Raw genomic sequence first — 20,724 nt, forward strand, 5'->3', positions numbered from 1 at the left:
GCCTACTCCCGCGCCGAGGCGAGCGCGTTGACCGCAGCCACCGTCATGGCCGAGCCGCCCGGACGCCCCTCGACGACGCACCACGGCACGGGGTTGTCCTGGATCAGCGCGGCCTTGGACTCCGCCGCGCCAACGAAACCCATAGGGCAGCCGATGATGGCGGCCGGACGGGGAAAGTCCGGCTCGGCCAGCCGGTTGAGAAGGTGGAACAAGGCGGTCGGCGCATTGCCGATGGCCACGACCGCGCCCTGCAGATGCGGTCGCCACAGCTCGATGGCCGCCGCCGAGCGTGTATTGCCCAACTCAAGCGCAAGGGCAGGCACGCGCGGATCCTGCAGGGTGCAGATGACCTGATTGTCCGCAGGCAGACGCGCCCGGGTCACCCCTTCTGACACCATGCGCACATCGCAGAGAATGGGCGCGCCCTCCTGCAACGCCTGACGCGCCGCCCGGGCGAAACCGGGGGAAAAGCGGATCAGGGACGCCAGCTCCACCATGCCCGCAGCATGGATCATGCGGACTGCGACAACCTCCTCCTCCGGCGAAAAGCGGGCCAGGTCCGCCTCGGCGCGGATGGTGGCGAAAGATGCGCGGTAGATGGCCGCGCCATCAGTTTCATAGCTATGAGCCAAGATGGCCTCTCATCATATCTGGAATGTCTATTCCGGTCAGTCCGCACAGAGCGGGCTTCCCCCCTGCGGGACCATTGAGGACCAGGTCGAAGCGCCCCTCGCGCCCTGTCAGGGTGACATGCGCCGGCGCGGGATGGGCGCAGCCCTTTCCACAGCCCGACACATGCAGATGCCGCCCTTCTGGCACAATGGCGGCGAGGTCTCGCGCCAGGGCGCGGGTCTCGACGCTGCTCGAGGCGCAGCCCGGCGCGCCGATACAGGCACTGACGCGCAGCAGCGGATGGCTGGGATCGGTCAGCCACAGCTCGCTGCGCGCATGACCTTCGGGCAGAACCGCCCGCCAAGGCGTCAGTCGCAGGGCGCTGCCCGTGAGTTCGGCCAGGATCTGCGAGGTCACTGCCCCGAAGGGCGCGAACAGAAGCGGAGCAGCACGCAGGATCTCGTCCAAGGGTGCCTGCGGGTCGGGTGCCGCATCCGCGTGGAGGGCGGGAACAATGCCTGCGGCCACTGCCTTCGCCATCCGGGCCTGCCCGCAGGAGGCAAACCAGTTCAGCAATTCGAGGATGCGTGCCATGGCCGCCTGCGGCTCGACGCGTTCGCCCCGGGCCATTCCATCGGCACGCAGCAGCAGATCTTTCCCGGCGCGTTCGATCCGGATATCCGCCAAGGCATCCTGCAGTGCCGGGCATTCCCCCGTGTCGATAGCAAAGCCAAACTTGGGCGGCAGATCGGGGGCGTTCAGCAACGCCTCCTCAAGTCTGCGGACAAGCTCCAGGGTTCCATCTCCCTCACGCCAGAAAGGCGTCGTCATGATGTTGCGCCTCGCTTCAACCCGAGGATCGGGATCCAGCAGGTCAAGCGCCTGCAGCCGGCGATGCACCTCGGGCAGGCTGCCTTCGCGGACGCCTCTCAACTGCAACGTCGCTCTCGATCCGAGATCAAGTTGCCCATTGCCGAAAGACTCGGAAATCCTGACCAGTCCGGTCCCTTGGTCCGGATCGAGGCGCGAACAATGCGGACGGACCCGCAGCAGCAGGCCATCGCCTGCCGGCATCGGGCGAAGCGCGCCGGGGCACCAGCCTTTGCGGGTCATGTGGGAAGCCTCGCGACAGAGTTGCGGCGCAGGTCGTGCCCGATCCCGAGTTCCGCAAAGATTGCCTGCATCGCCGCCAAGGCACCCGGATTTTCCTCCGCGAGGAAATTCCGCACCTCGGCCGAGCCGAGGGTTGCTTCATGGTAAAGCGCGAAAAGATGCTCGGGCACGGCATGCGCCATCCGGGCAAAGGCCGCCATGTGCTCCAGCGTGGCCGCGATCTCGGCCGCGCCTCGGAAGCCGTGGCGCATCACTCCCGCCAGCCACCGGGGATTGGTGGCACGGGCCCGGACAACGCGGGCGATTTCCTCGGGAAGAAGCCGCGCGCGGGGCGTGTCGGGGCGCGTTGCGTCCAGATGGTAAAGCGCGGTCGGCCCCAGTCCCAGGGTAGCGCGGGCTGCGGCGAAGCCGGCCTCATGCGCCGCATAGTCCATCGCCAGAAGAAGATCGCTTTCCGGAAGGTCCTGCGACAGCACGAAGCCATCAGCCGCCCTGAGCCGCGCCTCGAGCACCGCGCGGTCGGGCGTGCCGTCGGAACCAAAGGCTGAAGCCTCCAGCCATGCCCTGCCTGCGGCCTCGGCGGTCATGTCGTCGGTGATGCCGGTGCCGAAGCGGCCCGGTGCAGGAGCGAAGACATGCGAGCCGGGAACCGCAGCGACATAGGGGTTCATGTCTTCGGCCTCGTCCCGTGCGGCAAGTGCCGCACAGCCTTGCTGGAACAGCACGACGAGGTCCGGGAACGTGTCGCGGAAAAGGCCCGATACCCGAAGCGTCACCTCGATCCGCGGCCGGTCCATCAGCGCCAGCGGCGTGACCTCAAAGCCTGTGACGCGCTCGGAGGCCGCATCCCAGATCGGCTCGAGCCCGGCAAGGTGCAGCGCCATGGCGAAATCCTCGCCTGCCGTCCGCATCGTGGCCGAGCCCCACAGGTTCACGACCAGTCCCTGCGGATAGTCGCCGTGATCCTGCAGATGGCGGCGCACGAGCTCCTCGGCCAGCCGGACACCCTGGGCCCATGCTGCGCGCGAGGGCACCGCGCGCGGATCGACCCCATAGAGATTGCGCCCCGTCGGAAGCACGTCGAGCCGTCCCCGATAGGGCGAGCCCGACGGGCCTGCCGTGATCCGGCGCCCTTCAAGGGCGGCAAGGATCGCGGCGCGTTCCGATGCAAGGGATACCGGATCGCCCTGCGCCCTGCCCGTCTCATCCGGGGTGCCCTCCCCCCAGACATGCAGGCCGTCACCGAACTGGCTTTCCTTGAGGTCGCAGACGAAGCGGTCGATGGCGGTGATCGCTTCGGCGGCTGATGCGTCAGGCTTGATCCCGAGTTCAGCCTCAAGATCCTGTTCGTGCGCCTCGGCCCGGATCAGCGTGACAAGCCTCAGACGGCGGGCCGGGTCCAACCCATCGGCGGCCGAATATTCGTCCAGCAGGCTTTCCAGCCTCAGCAGCCTTTCGGGCATTCCCGACCTTACGAGCGGCGGCGGAAGATGGCCCAGCGTCAGCGCGCCCAGCCTTCGCCGAGCCTGCGCGGCCTCTCCGGGATCATTGACGATGAAGGGATAAAGCACGGGAAGGCCGCCGATCAGCGCCTCGGGCCAGCAGTCCCGCGACAGGGCCGCAGCCTTGCCCGGCAGCCATTCCAGCGTGCCATGCGCGCCAACATGGATGATCGCATCGATTTTGGCACCATGTCTGAGCCAAAGATAGAAGGACGCGTAATCGTGGCCCGGCACATGCGACAGGTCGTGGTAATCGGCCTCTCGTGTGGCGGCCTTGCCCCGCTCCGGCTGCAGGGCCAGAAGCAGGTTTCCGGCCCAGAACGCCTGAAACTCAGGGGGGGCAGTCAGCTTGCCATGAGCCTCTTCAAGGTTCCCGCGTAGGCGTTCGGATAGGGAGGACAGCGCCTCTTCATAGTCCGTCAAAGACCAGCGAAGCCGCGTGGCCTTGAGGTCACGAAGGATGGCTTCGGGCGTCATCTCCTGGCCAAGCTGCCGGGCAATGGCCGCCGCCGAGGCCAGGGCGTCAAGCCCGACCGCATGGGCCATCCGCCACTCCTTGCCGGGATAGGTGGACAGGATCAGCGCCACGCGGCGTTCGGACGATGCCAGTTCCTGCAAACGCCGCCAGTTCATCACCCGGGCAACGACGGCATCGATCCGTTCCGCATCCGGGCTATGACGCTGAAGCCGAAACTGCAGCGCGGGGTCGGTGTCCGTCACGTCCTTGAAGGAGATGACCCCGGCCTGAATGCGCCCGTCCAGTTCAGGCAGCGCGACATGCATCGCAAGATCGGCGGCGGAAAGGCCGCGTTCTGATCCCTCCCATGCGGCATGGTCGGACGTCGCGTGAATGACCTGGAACACCGGCACGCCGGGGACGTCGAGGGGCGACGCATCCCTTGCCCGCCCCGAAAAGGCGGTGGCGTTGACGATGGCTGCGGGTGCGAGCTGGGGCAGCATGGCCCGGAGCCAATCGGCCGCCGCTATATCCTTGAGGCTGGGAAGAAACAGTCCCACAGCCTGCATGTTTCGAGCCTCAAAGGCGCGGATCAATGCGTCCACCGAGGCAGTGTCGGAGGCAGCGACCCAAGCGCGATAGAATGGAATGAGAACCAGCGGGCGATCATTCCGCTGAAGTTCGGCTGATGGACCTTGATCAGGGTGCCAGAAGCCATGGTTCGGCAGCATCGGGGCGCCATGCGGCGGCGCCGGCTCCAGACGAGTAACCGAGGTGAGCAGGGCCAGTGCATGATAAGCGGCAAGTTCGCCCCCGGCCTCGCACAGATCCGTCAGGTGCCGAAGGGTGGGAACCGGTAGAGTCGAAGCCTGGTCGAGCACAGGATCCGGCTGGCCGTCCGCCGGAAGGAAGGCCAGGGCAATCCCCTTCTCACGCGCCAGGCGCGAAAGCTCGTCAACGCCATAGGGCCAATAGCTTCTGCCGCCGATCAGGCGCACCAGAATGCCCTTGGCCGCCGACAGGGTGCGCTCGGCATAGGTATCAACGGACAGCGGATGGCGAAGGCGCGAGAGATTGGCCAGACGCACGGTGGGCAGCCGCTCCCTGCCCCGCCGCCAGCCTGCCGCGAAAGCCCCAAGGTCGCTGTCCGAGAAGGACAGGACCACCAGATCCGCAGGCGACTGCCCCAAATCCTCCGGCTGGGCGTTTTCATCCAACCCGTGGCTTTCGCGGAAGAGGACGTGCATCAGGCCAGCGCAGCCCGGATGGCAACGGGGTCGATGTCTCCTTTTTCCGCGATCACGACAAGGCGGCCGTGTCGGGGCTGATCCCCCCACGGACGGTCGAACTGGTGGCGCACCCGCGCTCCCACGGCCTGAACCAGAAGCCGCAGCGGCTTACCCTCGACTGCGACATGGCCCTTGACCCGAAGGACCTTCTGCACTTCGGCCAGTGCCGCGATCTTGCTGGCCAATGCCTTGGGATCCGCCTGTTCGGGCAGGTCGATCACCACCGTGTCAAAGTCGTCGTGGTCATGCTCCTCCTCGCCCTCGTGGTGCGAAGGACGTGCGGCCAGATCGTTCTCGGCCGCCGCGTTGATCCCCAGAACCACACGAGGATCAATCACGCCCTCGGTCAGGGCCACCATGGGCAGCGGACGCGGCGCCTCGGCCGTGATGATCTCGCGGGCAGCAGCAAGTCCCCCACTGCCAGCCAGGTCAGCCTTGGAGAGCAGCACGATATCCGCGCAGGCGATCTGGTCCTCGAAGACCTCGGACAAGGGCGTTTCGTGATCAAGCTCGCTTGCATCGCCGGGATGCGCCGGATCGGGGGCAAAGCGGCCTGCCGCCACAGCCTCGGCATCGGCCACGGCAACCACGCCGTCGATGGTGATGCGCGAGCGCAGGTCGGGCCAGTCGAAGGCCTTGAGCAGAGGCTTGGGCAGCGCAAGCCCCGAGGTCTCGATCACGATATGGTCGGGTTTCGGATCCAGCGCCAGAAGCCGCTCAATGGACGGGATGAACTCGTCGGCGACGGTACAGCAGATGCAGCCGTTGGTCAGTTCGACAATGTTGGCCTCGGGGCAGTTGGCATCGGCGCAGGCGCGGATCAGGTCGCCATCCACACCGACATCTCCGAACTCGTTGACCAGCACCGCCAGCCTGCGCCCTTCCGGGTTCTGCAGCAGATGGCGGATCAGCGTCGTCTTGCCAGCACCCAGAAATCCGGTGACGATAGTGACGGGTGTTTTTTCAAGTGACATTTCAGACCTCGATCGGGGGAATGCGGGCAATGGTGTTCTTGCGGATGACTTCAGGACGGGAGCGCCAGGGCACGATGCCATCTGGCGTTGCCGCATAGGCACGGGCCATCTCGGCCACGTCGTCCGGATGCAGATCGGGATCGAGGCCCCCCTGCACATAGGTCCAGCGGCCAGGTCCACGGAACACGACGACGCAGGAGCGCTCGCAGGCCGAAAAGCATTCCTGGCGGTCATGAGGCACACCACGCACGGCCAAGGCATCAGACAGCCGCGCCCCGTCTCGCGGTGCCTGCGGATCGGTGCCGGCGCGCCTGCAGGTGACGCAGACCGTCAGCGCATTCTTCTTGGCCATCTGCCCTCCCGGCAAGCCAATGGAGCGGGGGCTAGGATTTGCGCGCAGGGCATGCGTCGGCCCGGTGGCCGCCGTCATGGCTTGCACACGGTTCACCCCGACCGCAACACAACGCAGATGCGAGATCTCGCACCGCACGCTGGCAGGTCTCCCGGCTTGCGGATGACGGGGATTTTTCCCCGACGGTCACCCGACCTTCCCAGGCTGTTTGGCCCAGTGGCATCCGGGTGACCTCTCCGGTCACGGTCGCGGGGGCGGCTGCGCTTTGCTGGAAACCAGCTATCGCATTCCCTCTTAGCTCGCTCTATGCGAGAACCAACGATGCGCGAGGGAAGCCACGATACAGCCTCGCTTGTCAAGAGAAAGGGAGCCATGGCGGAAGGAACAGTCCCCGACGAGGCCGCGCGCCATACCGAGAAGAAGGCACGGATCAAGGCGGCCCGCGACCGGATGATGGCAGAAAAGACCGGCGAGAAGGGTCTGATCCTGGTGCTGACAGGCCCGGGAAAAGGCAAATCGTCCTCGGCCTTCGGCATGGTGATGCGGGCGATCTCGCATGGGATGCCGGTGGCGGTCGTCCAGTTCATCAAGGGGGCGATGGCGACGGGTGAGCGGGACTTCCTGCTGACCCATTTTCCCGACCTCTGCGAGTTCCACACCATGGGCGAAGGCTTCACATGGGAAACCCAGGATCTGGAGCGTGATCGTGCCGCCGCTGCTCGTGCCTGGGTCAAGGCGAAGGACCTGATCCGCGACAAGCGCAACCGGTTGGTTCTGCTGGACGAGATCAATATCGCGCTGCGCTATGACTATCTCAATATCGCCGAGGTTGTGGATTTCCTCCGGTCGGAGAAGCCCGAGATGACCCATGTTCTGCTCACGGGCCGCAACGCCAAGCCTGACCTGATCGAGATCGCCGATCTGGTGACGGAAATGACAGTTGTGAAGCATCCCTTCCGACAGGGAATCAAGGCTCAGGCGGGGATCGAGTTCTGACACATGCGCTGATGCTCCAGGGAACCGGATCGAACGTCGGAAAATCCCTGCTTGTTGCCGGCCTCTGCCGAGCGGCTGTCCGGCGCGGTCTGTCCGTGCGCCCCTTCAAGCCGCAAAACATGTCGAACAACGCTGCCGTTACGGTAGACGGCGGCGAGATCGGCCGCGCACAGGCGCTGCAGGCTCTCGCCTGCGGGGTCGAGCCGCATACCGACATGAACCCGGTCCTGCTGAAGCCCGAAACCGACATCGGCGCGCAGGTTATCGTGCAGGGAAAGCGGCGCGCGACCCTGAAGGCCCGCGACTATGCCCGGCTTAAGCCCGAGCTGATGGCGCCGGTGCTAGAAAGCTTCGAGCGGCTGAAGGCCGAGGCTGATCTGGTTATCGTCGAAGGCGCGGGCAGCCCGGCCGAGATCAACCTGCGCCAGGGAGACATCGCCAACATGGGATTTGCCGCGGCCGCAGACATTCCCGTGGTGCTCATCGGCGACATCGATCGCGGGGGTGTCATTGCACAACTGGTTGGATCCAGGATCGTCCTCGACCCCGAGGATGCCGCACGCATCAAGGGTTTCATCGTCAATCGATTTCGCGGCGATCCCTCGCTCTTTGACGACGGCTATCGGATGATCGCCGAGCAGACCGGCTGGCCAGGCTTTGGCGTGCTTCCATGGTTCGCCAGAGCCACGCTGCTTCCTGCTGAGGACGCACTCGACCTGCAGCCCTTTGGGGACGGTGCGATCAAGATTGCCTGCCTCGCCCTGTCCCGCATCGCGAATTTCGACGATCTCGATCCCTTGAAAACGCATCCCGGCGTCAGGCTCGAAATGGTTCGGCCGGGACAAGCCATTCCGGGCGATGCAGCTGTGGTCATTATTCCGGGCACGAAGTCCACACGGACCGACCTTGCCTTTCTGCGGGCGCAAGAGTGGGACATCGACCTCAAGGCCCATCACCGCCGCGGCGGCCGAATCCTGGGGATCTGTGGCGGGTTCCAGATGTTGGGCAACAGCATTGCGGATCCACATGGCATCGAAGGAGAGGCCGGTGAAACCGAGGGTCTTGGCTACCTGGATGTCCAGACGGTGCTGGCAGCCGACAAGCGCCTGACCCGCGTTACCGCCGTCCATGCTCTTTCCGGCCTGCAGGTCGCGGGTTACGAGATCCATCTGGGCAGAACCGAAGGGATCGGTTGCGTGCGCCCCTTTGCCCATATCCATGATTGCCCGGACGGTGCGCGTTCGCGGGATGGACGGGTGGAGGGAACCTATCTGCACGGGCTGTTCACATCGGACCCGTTCCGCAATGCCTGGCTTCAAGGCCTGGGCGCAAGAACAAGCGCCTTTTCCTATGCCGCAGAGATCGACACGGTGCTTGACGAGCTTGCCCTCCATGTCGAGGCCCATCTTGATGTGGCGGAGTTGTTGAGGCTGGCTCAGGTGTAAGGCTTAGAGCTGGCCTTCGCTCATCCTTAAACGAACCTGTATCCGAAAGAGGTGTGCAGCGTCGGCCACGAGGCGCAGATCCTGCTTGACGCATGACAACCAAGGCGCCCACAAGGGGCCATGGCGTTCAGTCGGCACAACCCGACTGGACTTAATCGGGAATGGGGAACGGGCATTCCGCAAGGATGCTCCAAGCCTCAACCGCCCCCGCGACTGTGTGCGGAGAGCGGCCTTCCAAGAAGCCACTGGTCCGATGGACTGGGAAGGGGGAAGGCAGCTGTGACCCGCAAGTCAGGAGACCGGCCATGCATGTAATGTCAAACGCTGTCGGTGGGACGGCAAGGAGAGACGGATGCATATCGAACCAGGCCTCGTTGATGGGGCCAAGATTTTTCTGAGCTATGTCACTGCAGCGGGAGCTGGCACCTATGCGCTCCACCGTGCCTGGATCACGCTGCGCGAGCAGGGTGTGGCTTCCTTTACCGGGCGTGCCATTGCGAGCACGGCCTTGGTATTTTCCTTTTTCGAGATACTGCCACACTTTCCGGTCGGTGTGTCCGAGGTTCATCTCATTCTCGGGTCGACACTGTTCCTGATCTTCGGCGTGGCGCCTGCGGCGTTCGGCCTGGCTCTGGGGCTGCTTTTGCAGGGGCTGCTGGTCGCCCCCTTCGACCTGCCACAATATGGCATGAACCTGACCACCCTGCTGGTGCCGCTTTTTGCACTTGAGGCTCTCGCCCGCCGCATCATTCCATCCGGTATGGCTTATGTGGATCTGAGCTATGGCCAGGTCCTGTCGCTGTCGCTGGCCTTTCAGGGCGGTATTGTTTCCTGGGTGGCATTCTGGGCCCTTTACGGTCAAGGCCTGACTGCAGCCAACCTGGCAGCCATCAGCACCTTTGGTGGCGCCTACCTTCTTGTGGTCCTGATCGAGCCGGTGGTCGATCTTCTGGTCCTCGGCAGCGCCAAAGCAATCCGCGGCCTCAAGGGGTCAAAATGGGTCACCCCACGCCTGCACTCGGCTGCCTGATCTCTGTCCGGGCTCGAGTGTTTCCTATCCAGAAACACAGCCGCTCAGGCAAGATCTCGTTCCTGAAGCCCTGCCTCACGGCGGGGCTTTTTGCTGAAGCCTCTGACTGCAGGGCCAAAAGGGGTTTGCGGCCTGGCGGGTTTTTAAGAAGGCGTGAAGCGTGCCTGATGCTATCAAGACGACATGCAGGTGAATGTCATACTTCTTGGCCAGCTCAGCCGTGGTTAACTCCTCGCAAATGGCTTCCAGAGGCAAGGTCGCTTTTAATTTGGTCGAATAGCGCTTCCGTTTCGTCATGCGGATCAGTGCTTCGTCAATTGCCAAAGCTTAACGACTGGTCCGAATTCATGCGACCACCTCTCTCTATGACGGCCAAAAATGCGCGATCGATCAGCTTGCGCACGGATGCCCTAGTGATCTGGCGCACCCCCGGCGTCGTCATAAGGGCGACAGGTATTTAAGAGTTAGCCTCCAAAGAATGGCCAAGGGATTTAGACTTTCCTCAACCGACTTGACCAGCCAAGTCGTACAAGTGCCGCCGCAGATTCTAACGGGTTTTATGGAATGCCCGGAGAAGAACTCGCGGCGTTCGGAGGAGCGGGGGACCGATGACTTCATCGAAGTTAACGGCGCTGCGCAGCAACGCAATATAGGTCTGTGTAATTTTTATTCCGGTGCGATAGTGCCCAGTGGCGTGGTGCAGCCGGCACTGGTCGTCACCGAATTGTTCGCTGCGGGCCTGCTTCATAGGGATGCCGCTATTGCAAGCTGATGACGGGTTCCTCTCCCATCGGCACGATAGTTTCAGCATCATGCAGCAGGCTCGTTGGACAGCCCACTTGTGATCCTGTTCCACCAACAAGGGCCCGACCAGGCGAACGGTTGCATCATCATAGGGAAAGATACCGAGCAAATCGGTTCAGCGCTTGATCTCTGGTCTGCGACGACGTGCCACGAACCCCTGCCCAATGGCTGATATGTCAAAGCCCAGGGCATCCGCATGATCCGACTGGCCACCTAAACGGCTTCGTCATGCCCGACCTCGTTGATAGGCCATCAGCAGAATCATCTGCCGTGCGGTCTCGTTCAGCTTGCACTTGGCCTCGGCGACTGGACTGCTGGTGTTGATGATCCGGTCATAGGCGCAGCGAGCATCCCGGAAAGCGATCCAATCTCGTTCCATCTTGACCAGGGCGTCCACATGTTCAGCGCCGCGTTCATCCTCGGTCGCCTTTAGCCGGTCATAGGTCTCGGTCAGCCGTGTTTCCCAGACCTGCCATTCGGCATCAAGACAGTTCAGCTGCCGGTCCACCACATCAACATCGCCATGCTCAGCCTCAGCATAGGCGAGGCAGCTTTCCTGTCCCACCCCCGCACAATCCAGTCGCCCCCCGTCCGTTGAGGCGTCAGCCAGGCATTGGTCGATCAGTGCAGGATCGAGACCGGAACTGTCGCCCGCCAAGGCAGGCAGCACCAGCCACAGGGCGATTGGTAAAGCAAGCGCGATGCGCAGCGGAGCAGAAAGTGGCATGATCAGTCTCCTTCACGATGAGCCGAGCGGTTTGCGGCGCCTTCAGGGTCCCCAGAGGACACCCTTGTCTCTGCGCCCAGACGCCCAGCCGTAATCTGGAACGTGAGCCGTTCCGTTCGGAACCGGCTGTTGCCCCATAAAGCCGCAAATGTCTTGTGCAGAGGCTCCACATAGAATTGCCAAACAGATCACACCTGTCCCTACCGGGAAGGTTTAAAAATGCTGCCGGAAAACGCTGCCCGGGGATTGCTTGCGGCTCGGCGGCGCCAGGGTGATGCTCTTTGTGGTGGCCCTTGCGCGGTGTTCCTCACGCAGCTCCTTAATCGTTATTGCGACTGGAACTCGCGGGTTTGATGCCAATTTTTGTCGGCTCCGCCGTCCGGACTCCCCTCTTGCTGCCACAGAACATAGGCACGCCCCTTGATATGCTGCTCGAGTGCACGATGCCAGAACTCTTCAGCGCGTCCGTCTGGCCGCCCTTCCTGTTCCCACAGGGCATAGGCTTGCTCGCGAACCACCTGTTCCAGGCCGAGCCTTGTCTGCGATGTGGTGCTGATCTCGTCACTAGAGGGCTGCAGTCGGCCTGCCCGGCTTTTGTGCATCCGCGCGCTCAAGCCTAGGAGTTCGGTGTCGGAAACGAGTTGGCCATGGGCAGCAGCCTGCAAGGCTTTGGTTTGGTACTCGGCGTCGCCGGCACCTTCGCCGGTCTCACCAAGTGTAATGGGATAGGTGTGAAGAACCCGTCCATTGCTGTCGATGATATCCACAAGACGTTCTTCCATAGTGATCTCCTAGGATTGCCAAGGTTGTTCTGGCTATGGCGTCTCCTTGACGCCAATGATGACTCTCACAGTTGAACTCGGCAGAGCAGGAAGGCAGCGTCGTGGCGCTCACGGCAGAACCGCCCGACAGTCCTGGTCGACACCTCCAATCGCGCGAGCACCTTTCGCTTAGCCCTGATTGGCCTGTGCCGTCCGACCATATGGCGGGGCCACTTCCTCGATCGCAGACATGACCGCATCGGTGAGGCTCGGTGGATCATGTGGCCCGCAGTTCAAGGTGCGATAACGGGCCCATGCTTTTGCCACCTAGGTCTCTTCAGACCTCAACGTCGCCGGAAGGCGTCATAATCCCTGTTAATCCTGGCGTAAGCCAATGATCGCACAAGGCTTGGCTTGAGTGCAGCGGGCCGCACCTCGAACCATCCGATAGCCCGTCTGAATGCTTTTGCAATAATCCGCCGTATTCGATGGGACTTGCCAGAGCGTCCGCTGCAGTGAGGTTGGCACATTCGTTCGACATTCTTATAGGGAACATCTTCATTTTAAGTGCCTTAACAAAACCCGGCGGGCCATGGCATGCGGCTGCATGGTTTACTGCTCGGAATAATGGTTCTTTTTCCAAGGAAACCCCGCTTCCTCGGCTATCTTCCGCGAGGCCTCGGCATCTTCAGGATCTTGCTCGCGATGGTCGACAGGGTACTCACCGATGGGTTGGTGCTTGGAGCGTTTGGAACTGGCAGGAAGTCGTACGGCCATGATGAGGCCCTCCATATGTCACGGGCAGAGTAGTCTGCCGCAACCTTTCAAACATGGGGTTGAGGAGATCACTTTACATCGGCCACCCCGACGCTAACTCGCAACGCAATGGGAAGGCAGGAAAGAAGGGCGGCCCCCATCCGGCAGGAATGCGGCCCTTGGCCACCCGCCGTCCCGATCAGCATGACGCCTGCGGTGAGCAGCTATTTCCAAAGCTGGAGTATCCTTCTTCGAGGATAAAACAGGCAATCTAAAGCAAGGCAATGATATTTCTCACAGGTCCGCCCTGTTTTCTCTGTAGCGCAGCATTATGGAGTCAAGTATCGGCTCGGCTTGCCCTATAATCAGCATTAGCCTCTTATAACTGTCATGTTCTCTGGTTATGTTGCACTGCAGCAAGACATTCGGCGAATCCTTCTCGGATGATCCTGCCTGAGCTTCCTTGAGCAACCAGCATGTGATGTCTCCGCACTTCGGTGGGGCCTTTGTTGCTGGTTTCGGGTTCAAGCAAGCATATACGGAAGATATTTCCATGACCCTCCGCCAAACGATCCAGGCTGCTCCGGAAAAAGCCGCCGCGTTGATCACGAAGCTTTCGGCAACGTCGAACCAGGCGGTGAAATCCCGTGAAAGCCTCTACACGGAACTGAATGACGAACTTTCCCGCTACGTCGAGCTCGAAGAGCAGCACCTTCTGCCGCTGCTGCGCAAGCATCCGGAAACTAAGGATCTCGCCGTCAGCGCCCTGAAGGGCAACAAGGACCTTAAGGCCTCTCTTGAGAAGCTGTCCGGTTTGCCGAAGGACAATGATGCGTTTCTGGCCGCGCTTGCCGACCTGAACAAGGGTTTCCAGCAGCATGTTCGCAACGAGCGCAAGGAGCTACTCCCCGCCGTCCTCAAGGTGCTCAACGATGATGAGGCGGCCGCTGTAGCCTCCGACATCGAAGGTGCCGTCAAAGAGGCCGAAACCGCCAAACGCGACGAAAAGCGCGAGGAGCGGGCGCAAGCCAAGCGGAACGCCGAAAAGGCCGAGCAGGCCGAAGCCGACGAGCGTGCAGCGGCCAGGGAGGCCAAGCGCGTGGAGCAGGCCGAAGCAGAGCGTCAGGCGGCAGAGGCCGAGCGCGCCCTCGCGGCCGAGCAGGCTGTCGCCCGGACCCAAAAGGAAGCGGAGCGTGTCGCCCGTGAAGCCACCGAACAGGTGGCCGAGGTGATGGAACGCAGCAGGGCCGCCGCCCAGGATCAGGCGCGCCAGATCGGCGAAAGCCTGACCGAGCGCGCCCAGCAGATGGCCTCTGACAGCCAGGAGGCCATGACGGTCTACCGTGACGCCGCGCGGATGCTGGCCGGGGATGTGCAGGTTGTCTCGACAACGTCGGCGGTCTCGGTGCAGGCGCTGTCAGACGTCTCTTCCGCTTGGATGGACTGGTTCGGCAAGGCTGCCCGCACCAACGCCGAGCTTTCCCAGCAGTTGATCGGATCGAGGACCTTGAAGGCCGCCGCAGAGGCTCAGAGAGCGTTTGCGACGAGTGTCATGCATAACTGGATGGAACGCCGCACGGCGATGCTGCAGATCGCGCAGCGGAGTTCGCAGCAGGCCTTGAGCCCGCTTCAGGCGCGCGTCACGGAAACGGCGTAACAGCGCTCACGCTCGCATGAAGGGTTGCTGCACCATACGGTTGCGCAACCCGGCGGCAGCATGGGGCGAGAATGGGACATTCTGCCCTGCCGCCGCGTCACTCGCTTGGACAAGGATAAGCTGATGATGATCGCTGCCATGAACGCTTGGGCCGAACTGGCAAAGGCCAGTTCCAATATGATGAACACCCATCTGCGCCTGAACGAAACAATGACCGCTTCCCGCAGCGTCATCGGAGCCCGGATGACGGTCATGGGCAAGGCGGCTTGCCGCCCTGCCCAAGGGGATTATGCCGAACTCGGTGGAATGATGCATGAGAAGGTTGTGGCCATCGCCAAGGTCAACGAGGCCCTTGTCGAGCAATGGTCGGCAATGATGGCTGACGCCACAAAGCAGGCGCAGCACCTCTGCGACCTGCTACTGGGCGCGCGCCCTTTGCGCGCGGGCGATGTGCTGGGCTTGGCAGAGCGTTCGATGGAGCATGCTACCCGCATGATCACACGCAGCATGGATACCGGCGGATTGGCCTTGGCGCCGGTGCATCTGCAAGCCACAGCCAATGCACGACGCCTGAGCGAGTAGGTTTGCGGCCGAGACGGTGATGACGCCTGGAATGGACCGATGCAGTTTGTATAACGAGTGACGCCTCGCCTTCGGCGGCGGGGCCTTTTTTGCCGGTGTCGCGCGAAGACAGCAAAGATCGGAACGCCATCGCATAGTTGCCGGTGATTTTCGATAATGCCTCCATTTCACCATCTGCCGCTGCGAGGAGAAGCCAGCTTCTCCTGACGGCCAGGCAGAGAGTTGCAGAGGCGGGAGACCTGGGGACCAAGTGCATGCGCGAAACATCGGCGCGGAGCAGTTCGTCCTTCTTTCCTTTCTTCCCCTGGGCTTGGCACTTAGGGGCAGGATCACTGATGCAAAACGACCTTATGCACCCCATGTTTTAAGAGGTGCGACAGAATGTTCTGTTCCTGCCTCACAGAGGGCCGGACAATGGCCGTACGAATTCCTGCCTCTCCAAAAGATGCACGAGCCGAGCCCAAGAGCGAGGACAAAGCCCTGGATGGCCGCCAGAATAGCCAAGACGACGAGGCTTCCCGGAAGATGGCCGACGAAGGCGACGTGTCCCAGAAGAAGAACCGCCTTCCTGATGAGGACGGTGCGATTGTCCACGTTATCGGTTCAGGCAGGAGTATCTGCCTTTACCTGATGAAAGAGTACAGAATGAACATAATTTACAAAACATCACAGAACGAACGCCCGACGCTCCTTGCAAATGCAGATGCACTGGTAAGTCCCGCAGCACAGCATGGTCTGTTCGCAAAAGCATTCTGGCGGGCTGTTGACTGGCTCGCTGGCGACCCTGCTGTTGTCACCCCAGTCAGGGTGCGGTCTCTGGCTGATGTCAGGATCAACAGCCATTACGACGCGCTTGGGCGCAGCTGACGTCTGAATGGATAAAGGTGGCGGCGGGGGAAACCTTGCCGTTCTTGGAGGGAACGCAACCCGCCTGGGTTCGCGCGTGCCTCTGCGCATTCAATGGTCGCGGGGCATGTTGCCTCACCCCCTCTTGCTTGTCGCCTCCCCCGGCATCCGTATCGTCTTGTGGTCCCCTGGCCGTCTCCTCCTTGAAGGCTCTTCAAGACCAGCGGTTACGATAAGACGTAAATGCCGAACAGCATTTGATGGGCAGATGGTCCTGCGCGGGCAGCGGGCTTTGTGGCCTCACCTATAATATCAAATGGCTGTTCTTCAGTCTGCGCCATCTCGACGTTAGGGGGACGGGCTAGCCCAAATGCGACTTCGGCTGCCGGGAGAGTTTCTCGCGTTTCTAGCCGCGTCCCTGGAGTGTAGCAGGGGCGGCGGCTTTGCTGTCGGTTACGGACAAAGCGTGCCACCTTTAGCGCGGCAGTTCCAAAGTTTGACTGCTTCTTCCAACGTCCGTAAGGCGCGCTGAATTTCATCTTGGATTTCTGCGATCTCATCCTCTCGGCAGGATTGGAAGGCTGTCACGCCATTGCGATAAGCCTCCATTTCCTGGAGGCAGCTATCGAAAGCATAACGATCTTCGAAGGTATTAGAGGACCTGACGCAGTATGGCTCGGACGGCTCAAAGCACATTGCGCCCGCCGCGCCTGGTGAGACGAACGGTAACAAGGCGATCAAGGCGGCACGGATCACGAGCATAAGAAGTTGCCGCAGGTCACTTCAGCATCCGCAAGGGCATGCCTGGTCACATGCATCTGGAATACATTCTTTTCCAGATCGAACCCGACCGTGAAAACTTTCGACATGACCGCTCCCCTTTGTGGACCGATGCAGACCCACCTGGCATATCAGATGCCGTCAGGGGCGGCCGCATCATCAACGCCAACCCGACGCCTCTCGCCCCCCACCCCCTTGTTGGGGAAGCGCCCGCAGCGCCAAATTCGGAGGGCAAGGCTTAATTTTTCAAATGCTGCTCCGGACAAGGACTGAGCGTCTGCGGCTTATCTGACGCTCTGGGTTCGACGCAGGTTCATGACTGAGCGGACGGCGATGCGTTTTGCCTCCTCGGGCGCAACCCCGAGGGCGGCGCAGTTCTTCAGGATCGCCTGCATGATCACCATCTCGCCCTCATGGTTTGCCGGCCCGGCCTCTGGCGGCACGGCATCAACCGTCATCTGCTTGGCTTCACAGCAAGACCTGCCACTGTTCCCTTGGTGCTAGGTGCGGCGGCGATGACCTTGGGCTTTTCCTTCTTGGGCTTTTTCTCGTCACGTTTTCGCTTGTTCATGCCTTTGGCCATCGGTCAGTTCCTTGTTGGCCGTCGATGCGCGACGGATTTTCGCAGGGTAGGCCGTCGAATTCAGAATAGATAGACACGTCTCCGGCATCCACGATTGGCGGATGCGCGATCAGTCTTCTTTCCGCTGCGCCAAACGCGATCCGGGCCGGTTGAAGGAATAACGTCGGGCAATGATGACCCCTGCCAGCGACGCCACGCCTCGGGACGCCATCGCACCGCCCTTGTAATGGGGCGGTATGATGCCCACCTGTCTATGGCAACGCTGTTCCTTCGACTTCTGTCTCCTTCTGGCTTCAGTCGCTCTTTGATGACGCCAAGCCAGGCCATCGCATTCAGCGGGTGGCACCAATGAGGAGATCTCACGATGGCCAACGGCACCGTGAAATGGTTCAACGCAACTAAAGGTTTTGGCTTCATTGAGCCCGAACACGGCACGAAGGACATTTTCCTTCACGTCTCGGCGCTGGAACGCGCCGGCATCCATCAGGTGGCTGATGGTCAGGCAGTGACCTTCGATGTGGAACGCGGTCGCGATGGCCGTGACTCCGCCTCGAACCTTACACTGGCCTGATCCCAGACTCCCAGTGCCCGGCCCTGTCAGGGCCGGGCAACTTATCGAGGAGCGACACAATGGCCGCAAAAAAAGCCGAAGCCCTGTTCAAGGTCCCGGCGTCACAGACCCTGTGGGATCGAACGAACGACGCGGCACGAGAGATAATCTCGAGCGAGATCAGCCAGCGAGACGCCAACAGCAAGCGATTGCGAAGGCTCAGACTGGCGCGGGATGCCGAGGCGGCCGCCACCCCTCTTGAACAACCAGCGGCCAAGCGGCCGCGAAAGAAGAAGGCCTGCGCACAAGCCGCATAAGCCGGTTATCATCGCCTTCGCAAACGCCATGCTGAAAAACGGCGCGCCTTGGCAGCATCAGACCCACGCATAGACAGAAACGCCAGGCAATTGGGCGCAGTTGACGTTTGAATGGATAAGGTTGGCGGCGGGGGAAGCCTTGCCGTTCTCGGAGGGAACGCAACCCGCCTGGGTTCGCGCGTGCCTCTGCGAATTCAACGGTCGCAGGGCATGTTGCCTCACCCCCTCTTGCTTGTCGCTTGCCCCGGCATCTGTACCGTCTTGTGGTTCCCTGGCCGTCTCCTCCTTGAAGGCTCTTCAAGACCAGCGGTTACGATAAGACGTAAATGCCGAACAGCATTTGATGGGCAGATGGTCCTGCGCGGGCAGCGGGCCTTCTTCCAGGCGCCACACGGCAGCGCCGTTCCGCCGCAAAGGCGGCCTTCCGATCAAACCTGCCCCTTGCAAGGAGGCCCTCATGCTTGTTCGCTTTGGTTTCGAGATCGTCATAAGCACGCCAGGACCTGTTCCCCTGATCCTGGCCCTCTCGCCCCACCCTTCCGTTGCAGGCCGCATCCTGGGCGCCAACAAGATCATGACGGAACCGTCCGTGCCGATCGAGGAGTTTCTGGACCCCTTCGGCAACCGACGGGCACGGTTGGTGGCGCCCCGCGGACAGACAAGGCTCTGGTCCGATGACGTCATCGAGATCGAGGGAGAGCCTGACGTCTTTGACTGGAACGCCCGACAGCATGAGGTCGCGCACCTGCCCCCCGAGACATTACCCTTCCTGACGGCCAGCCGTTATTGCGAAGCAGACATGCTGTCGCAACAGGCCTGGGATCTCTTTGCCGGCACCAAGCCCGGCTGGGCGCGTGTCCAGGCAATCTGCAACTTCGTCCACAATCATCTGACCTTCGGCTACAAATTCGGGCGGCCCACGAAAACCGCGGTCCATGCCATGTCCGAGGCGACGGGCGTATGCCGGGACTTTGCGCACCTGGCAATTGCACTCTGCCGCGCCACGAACATTCCGGCCCGCTATGCGAGCGGCTATCTCGGCGATATCGGCGTTCCACCGTCAGGTCCCGGCGACTTTTGCGCCTGGTTCGAGGTTTATCTGGAAGACCGCTGGTATACCTTCGATGCGCGCTACAACACGCCCAGGATCGGGCGCATCCTGATGGTCCGCGGACGCGATGCGGCGGACGGCGCCATGATCACGTCCTTTGGAACCTATCAGCTGGATCTGTTCCGGGTGTGGACGGACGAGCTTCCAGAAACGATGACGCAGGCCGATGTTCTGAAGGAGCTGGAGCACCTGCCGGAGGCCCCTGCCCTGACACTGGCCATGGCGGGGTCGTCCTGACACGGACCGCGTAAGGAGAGACCAAAAATGGTTTTCGTGGTATTTCATCTGAACGAACCGGGGCGGCCAGCCAGCAGGACCGCCATCGCGATCCATCACATTGTTTCTGTAAGGGAAGCAGCAGACGATGCGGGAACCGAGATCAAGCTCACCGACGGCACCCTGATCAACGTGACCGAGCCCTTCAAGACCATCATGGAGGAGGTTGCCCGGATGGGGAGTCCTGCGAAAGCGCCTGAGGATGGATGACAGATTGGTGCAGAAGCAGGGATGACAGTTGGGCCTTCCCATTCAGGCTCAGGCCGACCGTCGCTCTTCATGTTCCATCAAGGCAAGACCGTGCCGGAGGCCAGACCACCTCGGCTTGATACCCCGACGCTGCCCCTCTTGAATGCGCATCGTTCTTTAGCGCGTGACCAGAGGCTTGCACGATTGTGCCGCCAACGCTCTCGCAATCCCCAAGGATGGTTCCCATCTTTGAAGGGTCACAGCGGACTGCTCTGCTTGTGACTTATGGAGGACCCCCGATGGGGACCCTGCGCCCAGCCGACAATCAGAACAATGACCCGCGCGATCCACAGCTGGATTACGGTGATCCCGGTCGCCTGCAAGATCGAGAGGACGCCGAGACCTGGCAAAAGCCGGATCACGAAGGCGCATCAGAGAAAAAGAGCCATTTGCCTGATTAGGGCAGCATCCAGTTACGAGCGTCAACGGTTCGGGCGGGGTCAAACTCCGCCCTTTTTTCAGGGGACTCCGTCTTGCCGCAGCGCTCTTTGCCAGGAAATCCAGATGTCCACGCGGTCCACAACCTCTGCCGTTGAATTCAAGCACGCTTTCGTTGTGCCCGGCTCCAACAAGGAGTTCCCGCCTGGTCGCTATGAGGTCTTGGTTGAGGAAGAGCTTCTCGAAGGTCTCAGTTTCGCTGCATACAGGGAAACAGGGGCCTATCTGATGATCTACGGGAAGGGGCACAGCTCGGGGCCGACGGAGATGCGCGCCATTTCATCGGCCTATCTCACCATGGCACTGAAGCGTGATGCCCTCCTGGATGGGCCGGCTGAAAGCGCAGAGTCGGCACCTGCCTCTGAAGCTGTCAGTCCGTATAAAGGTGGCTCCCCTGATCAGGATGTGCAGGCACAGGATCTGGAGGCGAAGGAGGGCGCGACCGTCGGCAACAGGATCAAGCGATGGATCGGGACTGTGACATCGCTACTACCACGCTGACTCGTCTTCAGAACTC

General features: G+C 61.8%; 24 protein-coding genes and 2 riboswitches. Of the genes, 13 read left to right on the forward strand and 11 right to left on the reverse strand.

What is annotated here, in order from left to right; translation table 11 throughout:
- Positions 1 to 2: 2 nt before the first annotated feature.
- From IE224_RS16975 to IE224_RS16995, 5 genes are read right to left on the reverse strand one after another with little or no spacing between them, the layout of a single operon-like run.
- Complete coding sequence (locus IE224_RS16975) at positions 3 to 632, reverse strand: precorrin-8X methylmutase (protein WP_191312122.1); 630 nt, start codon at positions 630 to 632, stop codon at positions 3 to 5.
- Positions 622 to 1,725, reverse strand: coding sequence for a ferredoxin-like domain-containing protein (locus tag IE224_RS16980; RefSeq protein ID WP_191312124.1), 1,104 nt, complete (start codon positions 1,723 to 1,725; stop codon positions 622 to 624). Before IE224_RS16980 ends, IE224_RS16975 begins: the two co-directional genes overlap by 11 nt.
- On the reverse strand, positions 1,722 to 4,931 hold the full coding sequence (cobN, locus tag IE224_RS16985; protein WP_191312126.1) for a cobaltochelatase subunit CobN: 3,210 nt from the start codon (positions 4,929 to 4,931) through the stop codon (positions 1,722 to 1,724). Before cobN ends, IE224_RS16980 begins: the two co-directional genes overlap by 4 nt.
- Positions 4,931 to 5,947 (reverse strand): cobalamin biosynthesis protein CobW, encoded by a 1,017-nt coding sequence (cobW, locus tag IE224_RS16990; RefSeq protein WP_191312129.1) that lies wholly within the window; start codon positions 5,945 to 5,947, stop codon positions 4,931 to 4,933. The genes cobN and cobW overlap by 1 nt, the downstream gene beginning before the upstream one ends.
- Position 5,948: 1 nt before the next feature.
- On the reverse strand, positions 5,949 to 6,299 hold the full coding sequence (locus IE224_RS16995) for a DUF1636 domain-containing protein (RefSeq protein WP_191312131.1): 351 nt from the start codon (positions 6,297 to 6,299) through the stop codon (positions 5,949 to 5,951).
- Between the two features lie 124 nt (positions 6,300 to 6,423).
- A riboswitch (cobalamin riboswitch) is annotated at positions 6,424 to 6,634 on the reverse strand.
- Positions 6,635 to 6,671: 37 nt separating this feature from the next.
- On the opposite strand from IE224_RS16995, the gene cobO reads away from it, so the two are divergent.
- The 3 genes from cobO (at position 6,672) to IE224_RS17010 (ending at position 9,770) form a co-directional block, all read left to right on the forward strand.
- Positions 6,672 to 7,295, forward strand: coding sequence for a cob(I)yrinic acid a,c-diamide adenosyltransferase (gene cobO, locus IE224_RS17000; protein ID WP_191312134.1), 624 nt, complete (start codon positions 6,672 to 6,674; stop codon positions 7,293 to 7,295).
- Positions 7,296 to 7,306: 11 nt separating this feature from the next.
- On the forward strand, positions 7,307 to 8,740 hold the full coding sequence (locus IE224_RS17005; RefSeq protein ID WP_191312136.1) for a cobyric acid synthase: 1,434 nt from the start codon (positions 7,307 to 7,309) through the stop codon (positions 8,738 to 8,740).
- A gap of 104 nt (positions 8,741 to 8,844) precedes the next feature.
- Positions 8,845 to 9,062: riboswitch (cobalamin riboswitch) on the forward strand.
- Positions 9,063 to 9,092: 30 nt separating this feature from the next.
- Positions 9,093 to 9,770, forward strand: coding sequence for an energy-coupling factor ABC transporter permease (locus IE224_RS17010; RefSeq protein ID WP_191312139.1), 678 nt, complete (start codon positions 9,093 to 9,095; stop codon positions 9,768 to 9,770).
- A 75-nt stretch (positions 9,771 to 9,845) separates the two neighbouring features.
- Here IE224_RS17010 and IE224_RS17015 read toward each other — a convergent pair whose 3' ends face one another.
- Positions 9,846 to 10,067 (reverse strand): hypothetical protein, encoded by a 222-nt coding sequence (locus tag IE224_RS17015; protein ID WP_191312141.1) that lies wholly within the window; start codon positions 10,065 to 10,067, stop codon positions 9,846 to 9,848.
- Between the two features lie 181 nt (positions 10,068 to 10,248).
- Here IE224_RS17015 and IE224_RS17020 point away from each other — a divergent pair, with 181 nt between their 5' ends.
- Positions 10,249 to 10,542 carry a hypothetical protein gene (locus IE224_RS17020; RefSeq protein WP_191312144.1) on the forward strand — a complete coding sequence of 98 codons (294 nt, stop codon included), beginning with the start codon at positions 10,249 to 10,251 and terminating at the stop codon, positions 10,540 to 10,542.
- 258 nt (positions 10,543 to 10,800) lie between these two features.
- Here the strand turns inward: IE224_RS17020 and IE224_RS17025 are convergent, their stop codons facing one another.
- The 3 genes from IE224_RS17025 to IE224_RS17035 all read right to left on the reverse strand — a co-directional run bounded on the left by IE224_RS17025 (position 10,801) and on the right by IE224_RS17035 (position 12,839).
- The gene (locus IE224_RS17025; protein WP_191312146.1) at positions 10,801 to 11,301 is read right to left on the reverse strand and encodes a lysozyme inhibitor LprI family protein; all 501 of its coding nucleotides are present in this window, start codon (positions 11,299 to 11,301) and stop codon (positions 10,801 to 10,803) included.
- 326 nt (positions 11,302 to 11,627) lie between these two features.
- Entirely contained in the window at positions 11,628 to 12,083 is a 456-nt protein-coding gene (locus IE224_RS17030; RefSeq protein WP_191312148.1) for a DUF2934 domain-containing protein, read from the reverse strand.
- Between the two features lie 591 nt (positions 12,084 to 12,674).
- Positions 12,675 to 12,839 (reverse strand): hypothetical protein, encoded by a 165-nt coding sequence (locus IE224_RS17035; RefSeq protein WP_158248114.1) that lies wholly within the window; start codon positions 12,837 to 12,839, stop codon positions 12,675 to 12,677.
- 532 nt (positions 12,840 to 13,371) lie between these two features.
- On the opposite strand from IE224_RS17035, the gene IE224_RS17040 reads away from it, so the two are divergent.
- From IE224_RS17040 to IE224_RS17050, 3 genes are all read left to right on the forward strand, one after another.
- A complete protein-coding gene (locus IE224_RS17040; protein WP_229849429.1) occupies positions 13,372 to 14,475 on the forward strand; it encodes a hemerythrin domain-containing protein in 1,104 nt (367 codons plus the stop codon).
- Positions 14,476 to 14,601: 126 nt separating this feature from the next.
- On the forward strand, positions 14,602 to 15,057 hold the full coding sequence (locus tag IE224_RS17045) for a hypothetical protein (protein ID WP_191312153.1): 456 nt from the start codon (positions 14,602 to 14,604) through the stop codon (positions 15,055 to 15,057).
- Positions 15,058 to 15,471: 414 nt separating this feature from the next.
- On the forward strand, positions 15,472 to 15,924 hold the full coding sequence (locus tag IE224_RS17050) for a hypothetical protein (RefSeq protein WP_191312155.1): 453 nt from the start codon (positions 15,472 to 15,474) through the stop codon (positions 15,922 to 15,924).
- Positions 15,925 to 16,967: 1,043 nt separating this feature from the next.
- Here IE224_RS17050 and IE224_RS17055 read toward each other — a convergent pair.
- Complete coding sequence (locus IE224_RS17055; protein ID WP_164555323.1) at positions 16,968 to 17,141, reverse strand: hypothetical protein; 174 nt, start codon at positions 17,139 to 17,141, stop codon at positions 16,968 to 16,970.
- Positions 17,138 to 17,266: a hypothetical protein gene (locus IE224_RS21305; RefSeq protein WP_268236168.1), complete on the reverse strand. Its 129-nt coding sequence runs from the start codon at positions 17,264 to 17,266 to the stop codon at positions 17,138 to 17,140. The genes IE224_RS17055 and IE224_RS21305 overlap by 4 nt, the downstream gene beginning before the upstream one ends.
- A 364-nt stretch (positions 17,267 to 17,630) precedes the next feature.
- Between IE224_RS21305 and IE224_RS17060 the strand changes: the two genes are divergently transcribed.
- From IE224_RS17060 to IE224_RS17085, 6 genes are all read left to right on the forward strand, one after another.
- Positions 17,631 to 17,837 carry a cold-shock protein gene (locus tag IE224_RS17060; RefSeq protein WP_126156212.1) on the forward strand — a complete coding sequence of 69 codons (207 nt, stop codon included), beginning with the start codon at positions 17,631 to 17,633 and terminating at the stop codon, positions 17,835 to 17,837.
- A gap of 59 nt (positions 17,838 to 17,896) precedes the next feature.
- Positions 17,897 to 18,133 (forward strand): hypothetical protein, encoded by a 237-nt coding sequence (locus IE224_RS17065; protein WP_202380211.1) that lies wholly within the window; start codon positions 17,897 to 17,899, stop codon positions 18,131 to 18,133.
- Between the two features lie 457 nt (positions 18,134 to 18,590).
- Positions 18,591 to 19,481 (forward strand): transglutaminase-like domain-containing protein, encoded by an 891-nt coding sequence (locus IE224_RS17070; RefSeq protein ID WP_191312157.1) that lies wholly within the window; start codon positions 18,591 to 18,593, stop codon positions 19,479 to 19,481.
- Positions 19,482 to 19,508: 27 nt separating this feature from the next.
- Positions 19,509 to 19,730: a hypothetical protein gene (locus IE224_RS17075; protein ID WP_103175206.1), complete on the forward strand. Its 222-nt coding sequence runs from the start codon at positions 19,509 to 19,511 to the stop codon at positions 19,728 to 19,730.
- A 278-nt stretch (positions 19,731 to 20,008) separates the two neighbouring features.
- Entirely contained in the window at positions 20,009 to 20,170 is a 162-nt protein-coding gene (locus IE224_RS17080) for a hypothetical protein (protein WP_191312159.1), read from the forward strand.
- Between the two features lie 103 nt (positions 20,171 to 20,273).
- The gene (locus tag IE224_RS17085) at positions 20,274 to 20,708 is read left to right on the forward strand and encodes a hypothetical protein (protein ID WP_188716496.1); all 435 of its coding nucleotides are present in this window, start codon (positions 20,274 to 20,276) and stop codon (positions 20,706 to 20,708) included.
- Positions 20,709 to 20,724: the final 16 nt, after the last annotated feature.

This window comes from Paracoccus aerius, from assembly GCF_014656455.1.
Taxonomy (GTDB): domain Bacteria; phylum Pseudomonadota; class Alphaproteobacteria; order Rhodobacterales; family Rhodobacteraceae; genus Paracoccus; species Paracoccus aerius.

What these genes read in the sequence shown, in the direction of transcription:
- IE224_RS17015 (WP_191312141.1), bottom strand. Translation starts at nt 10,067, where the DNA reads ATGACGAAACGGAAGCGCTATTCGACCAAATTAAAAGCGACCTTGCCT.
- IE224_RS17065 (WP_202380211.1), top strand. Translation starts at nt 17,897, where the DNA reads ATGGCCGCAAAAAAAGCCGAAGCCCTGTTCAAGGTCCCGGCGTCACAG.
- IE224_RS17075 (WP_103175206.1), top strand. Translation starts at nt 19,509, where the DNA reads ATGGTTTTCGTGGTATTTCATCTGAACGAACCGGGGCGGCCAGCCAGC.
- cobW (WP_191312129.1), bottom strand. Translation starts at nt 5,947, where the DNA reads ATGTCACTTGAAAAAACACCCGTCACTATCGTCACCGGATTTCTGGGT.
- IE224_RS17040 (WP_229849429.1), top strand. Translation starts at nt 13,372, where the DNA reads ATGACCCTCCGCCAAACGATCCAGGCTGCTCCGGAAAAAGCCGCCGCG.
- IE224_RS17060 (WP_126156212.1), top strand. Translation starts at nt 17,631, where the DNA reads ATGGCCAACGGCACCGTGAAATGGTTCAACGCAACTAAAGGTTTTGGC.
- IE224_RS17020 (WP_191312144.1), top strand. Translation starts at nt 10,249, where the DNA reads ATGGCCAAGGGATTTAGACTTTCCTCAACCGACTTGACCAGCCAAGTC.
- IE224_RS17080 (WP_191312159.1), top strand. Translation starts at nt 20,009, where the DNA reads ATGGGGACCCTGCGCCCAGCCGACAATCAGAACAATGACCCGCGCGAT.
- IE224_RS17030 (WP_191312148.1), bottom strand. Translation starts at nt 12,083, where the DNA reads ATGGAAGAACGTCTTGTGGATATCATCGACAGCAATGGACGGGTTCTT.
- IE224_RS17055 (WP_164555323.1), bottom strand. Translation starts at nt 17,141, where the DNA reads ATGACGGTTGATGCCGTGCCGCCAGAGGCCGGGCCGGCAAACCATGAG.
- IE224_RS21305 (WP_268236168.1), bottom strand. Translation starts at nt 17,266, where the DNA reads ATGGCCAAAGGCATGAACAAGCGAAAACGTGACGAGAAAAAGCCCAAG.
- IE224_RS17085 (WP_188716496.1), top strand. Translation starts at nt 20,274, where the DNA reads ATGTCCACGCGGTCCACAACCTCTGCCGTTGAATTCAAGCACGCTTTC.
- IE224_RS17070 (WP_191312157.1), top strand. Translation starts at nt 18,591, where the DNA reads ATGCTTGTTCGCTTTGGTTTCGAGATCGTCATAAGCACGCCAGGACCT.
- IE224_RS17025 (WP_191312146.1), bottom strand. Translation starts at nt 11,301, where the DNA reads ATGCCACTTTCTGCTCCGCTGCGCATCGCGCTTGCTTTACCAATCGCC.
- IE224_RS16980 (WP_191312124.1), bottom strand. Translation starts at nt 1,725, where the DNA reads ATGACCCGCAAAGGCTGGTGCCCCGGCGCGCTTCGCCCGATGCCGGCA.
- cobN (WP_191312126.1), bottom strand. Translation starts at nt 4,931, where the DNA reads ATGCACGTCCTCTTCCGCGAAAGCCACGGGTTGGATGAAAACGCCCAG.
- IE224_RS17035 (WP_158248114.1), bottom strand. Translation starts at nt 12,839, where the DNA reads ATGGCCGTACGACTTCCTGCCAGTTCCAAACGCTCCAAGCACCAACCC.
- IE224_RS17045 (WP_191312153.1), top strand. Translation starts at nt 14,602, where the DNA reads ATGATCGCTGCCATGAACGCTTGGGCCGAACTGGCAAAGGCCAGTTCC.
- cobO (WP_191312134.1), top strand. Translation starts at nt 6,672, where the DNA reads ATGGCGGAAGGAACAGTCCCCGACGAGGCCGCGCGCCATACCGAGAAG.
- IE224_RS17005 (WP_191312136.1), top strand. Translation starts at nt 7,307, where the DNA reads ATGCTCCAGGGAACCGGATCGAACGTCGGAAAATCCCTGCTTGTTGCC.
- IE224_RS16995 (WP_191312131.1), bottom strand. Translation starts at nt 6,299, where the DNA reads ATGGCCAAGAAGAATGCGCTGACGGTCTGCGTCACCTGCAGGCGCGCC.
- IE224_RS17010 (WP_191312139.1), top strand. Translation starts at nt 9,093, where the DNA reads ATGCATATCGAACCAGGCCTCGTTGATGGGGCCAAGATTTTTCTGAGC.
- IE224_RS17050 (WP_191312155.1), top strand. Translation starts at nt 15,472, where the DNA reads ATGGCCGTACGAATTCCTGCCTCTCCAAAAGATGCACGAGCCGAGCCC.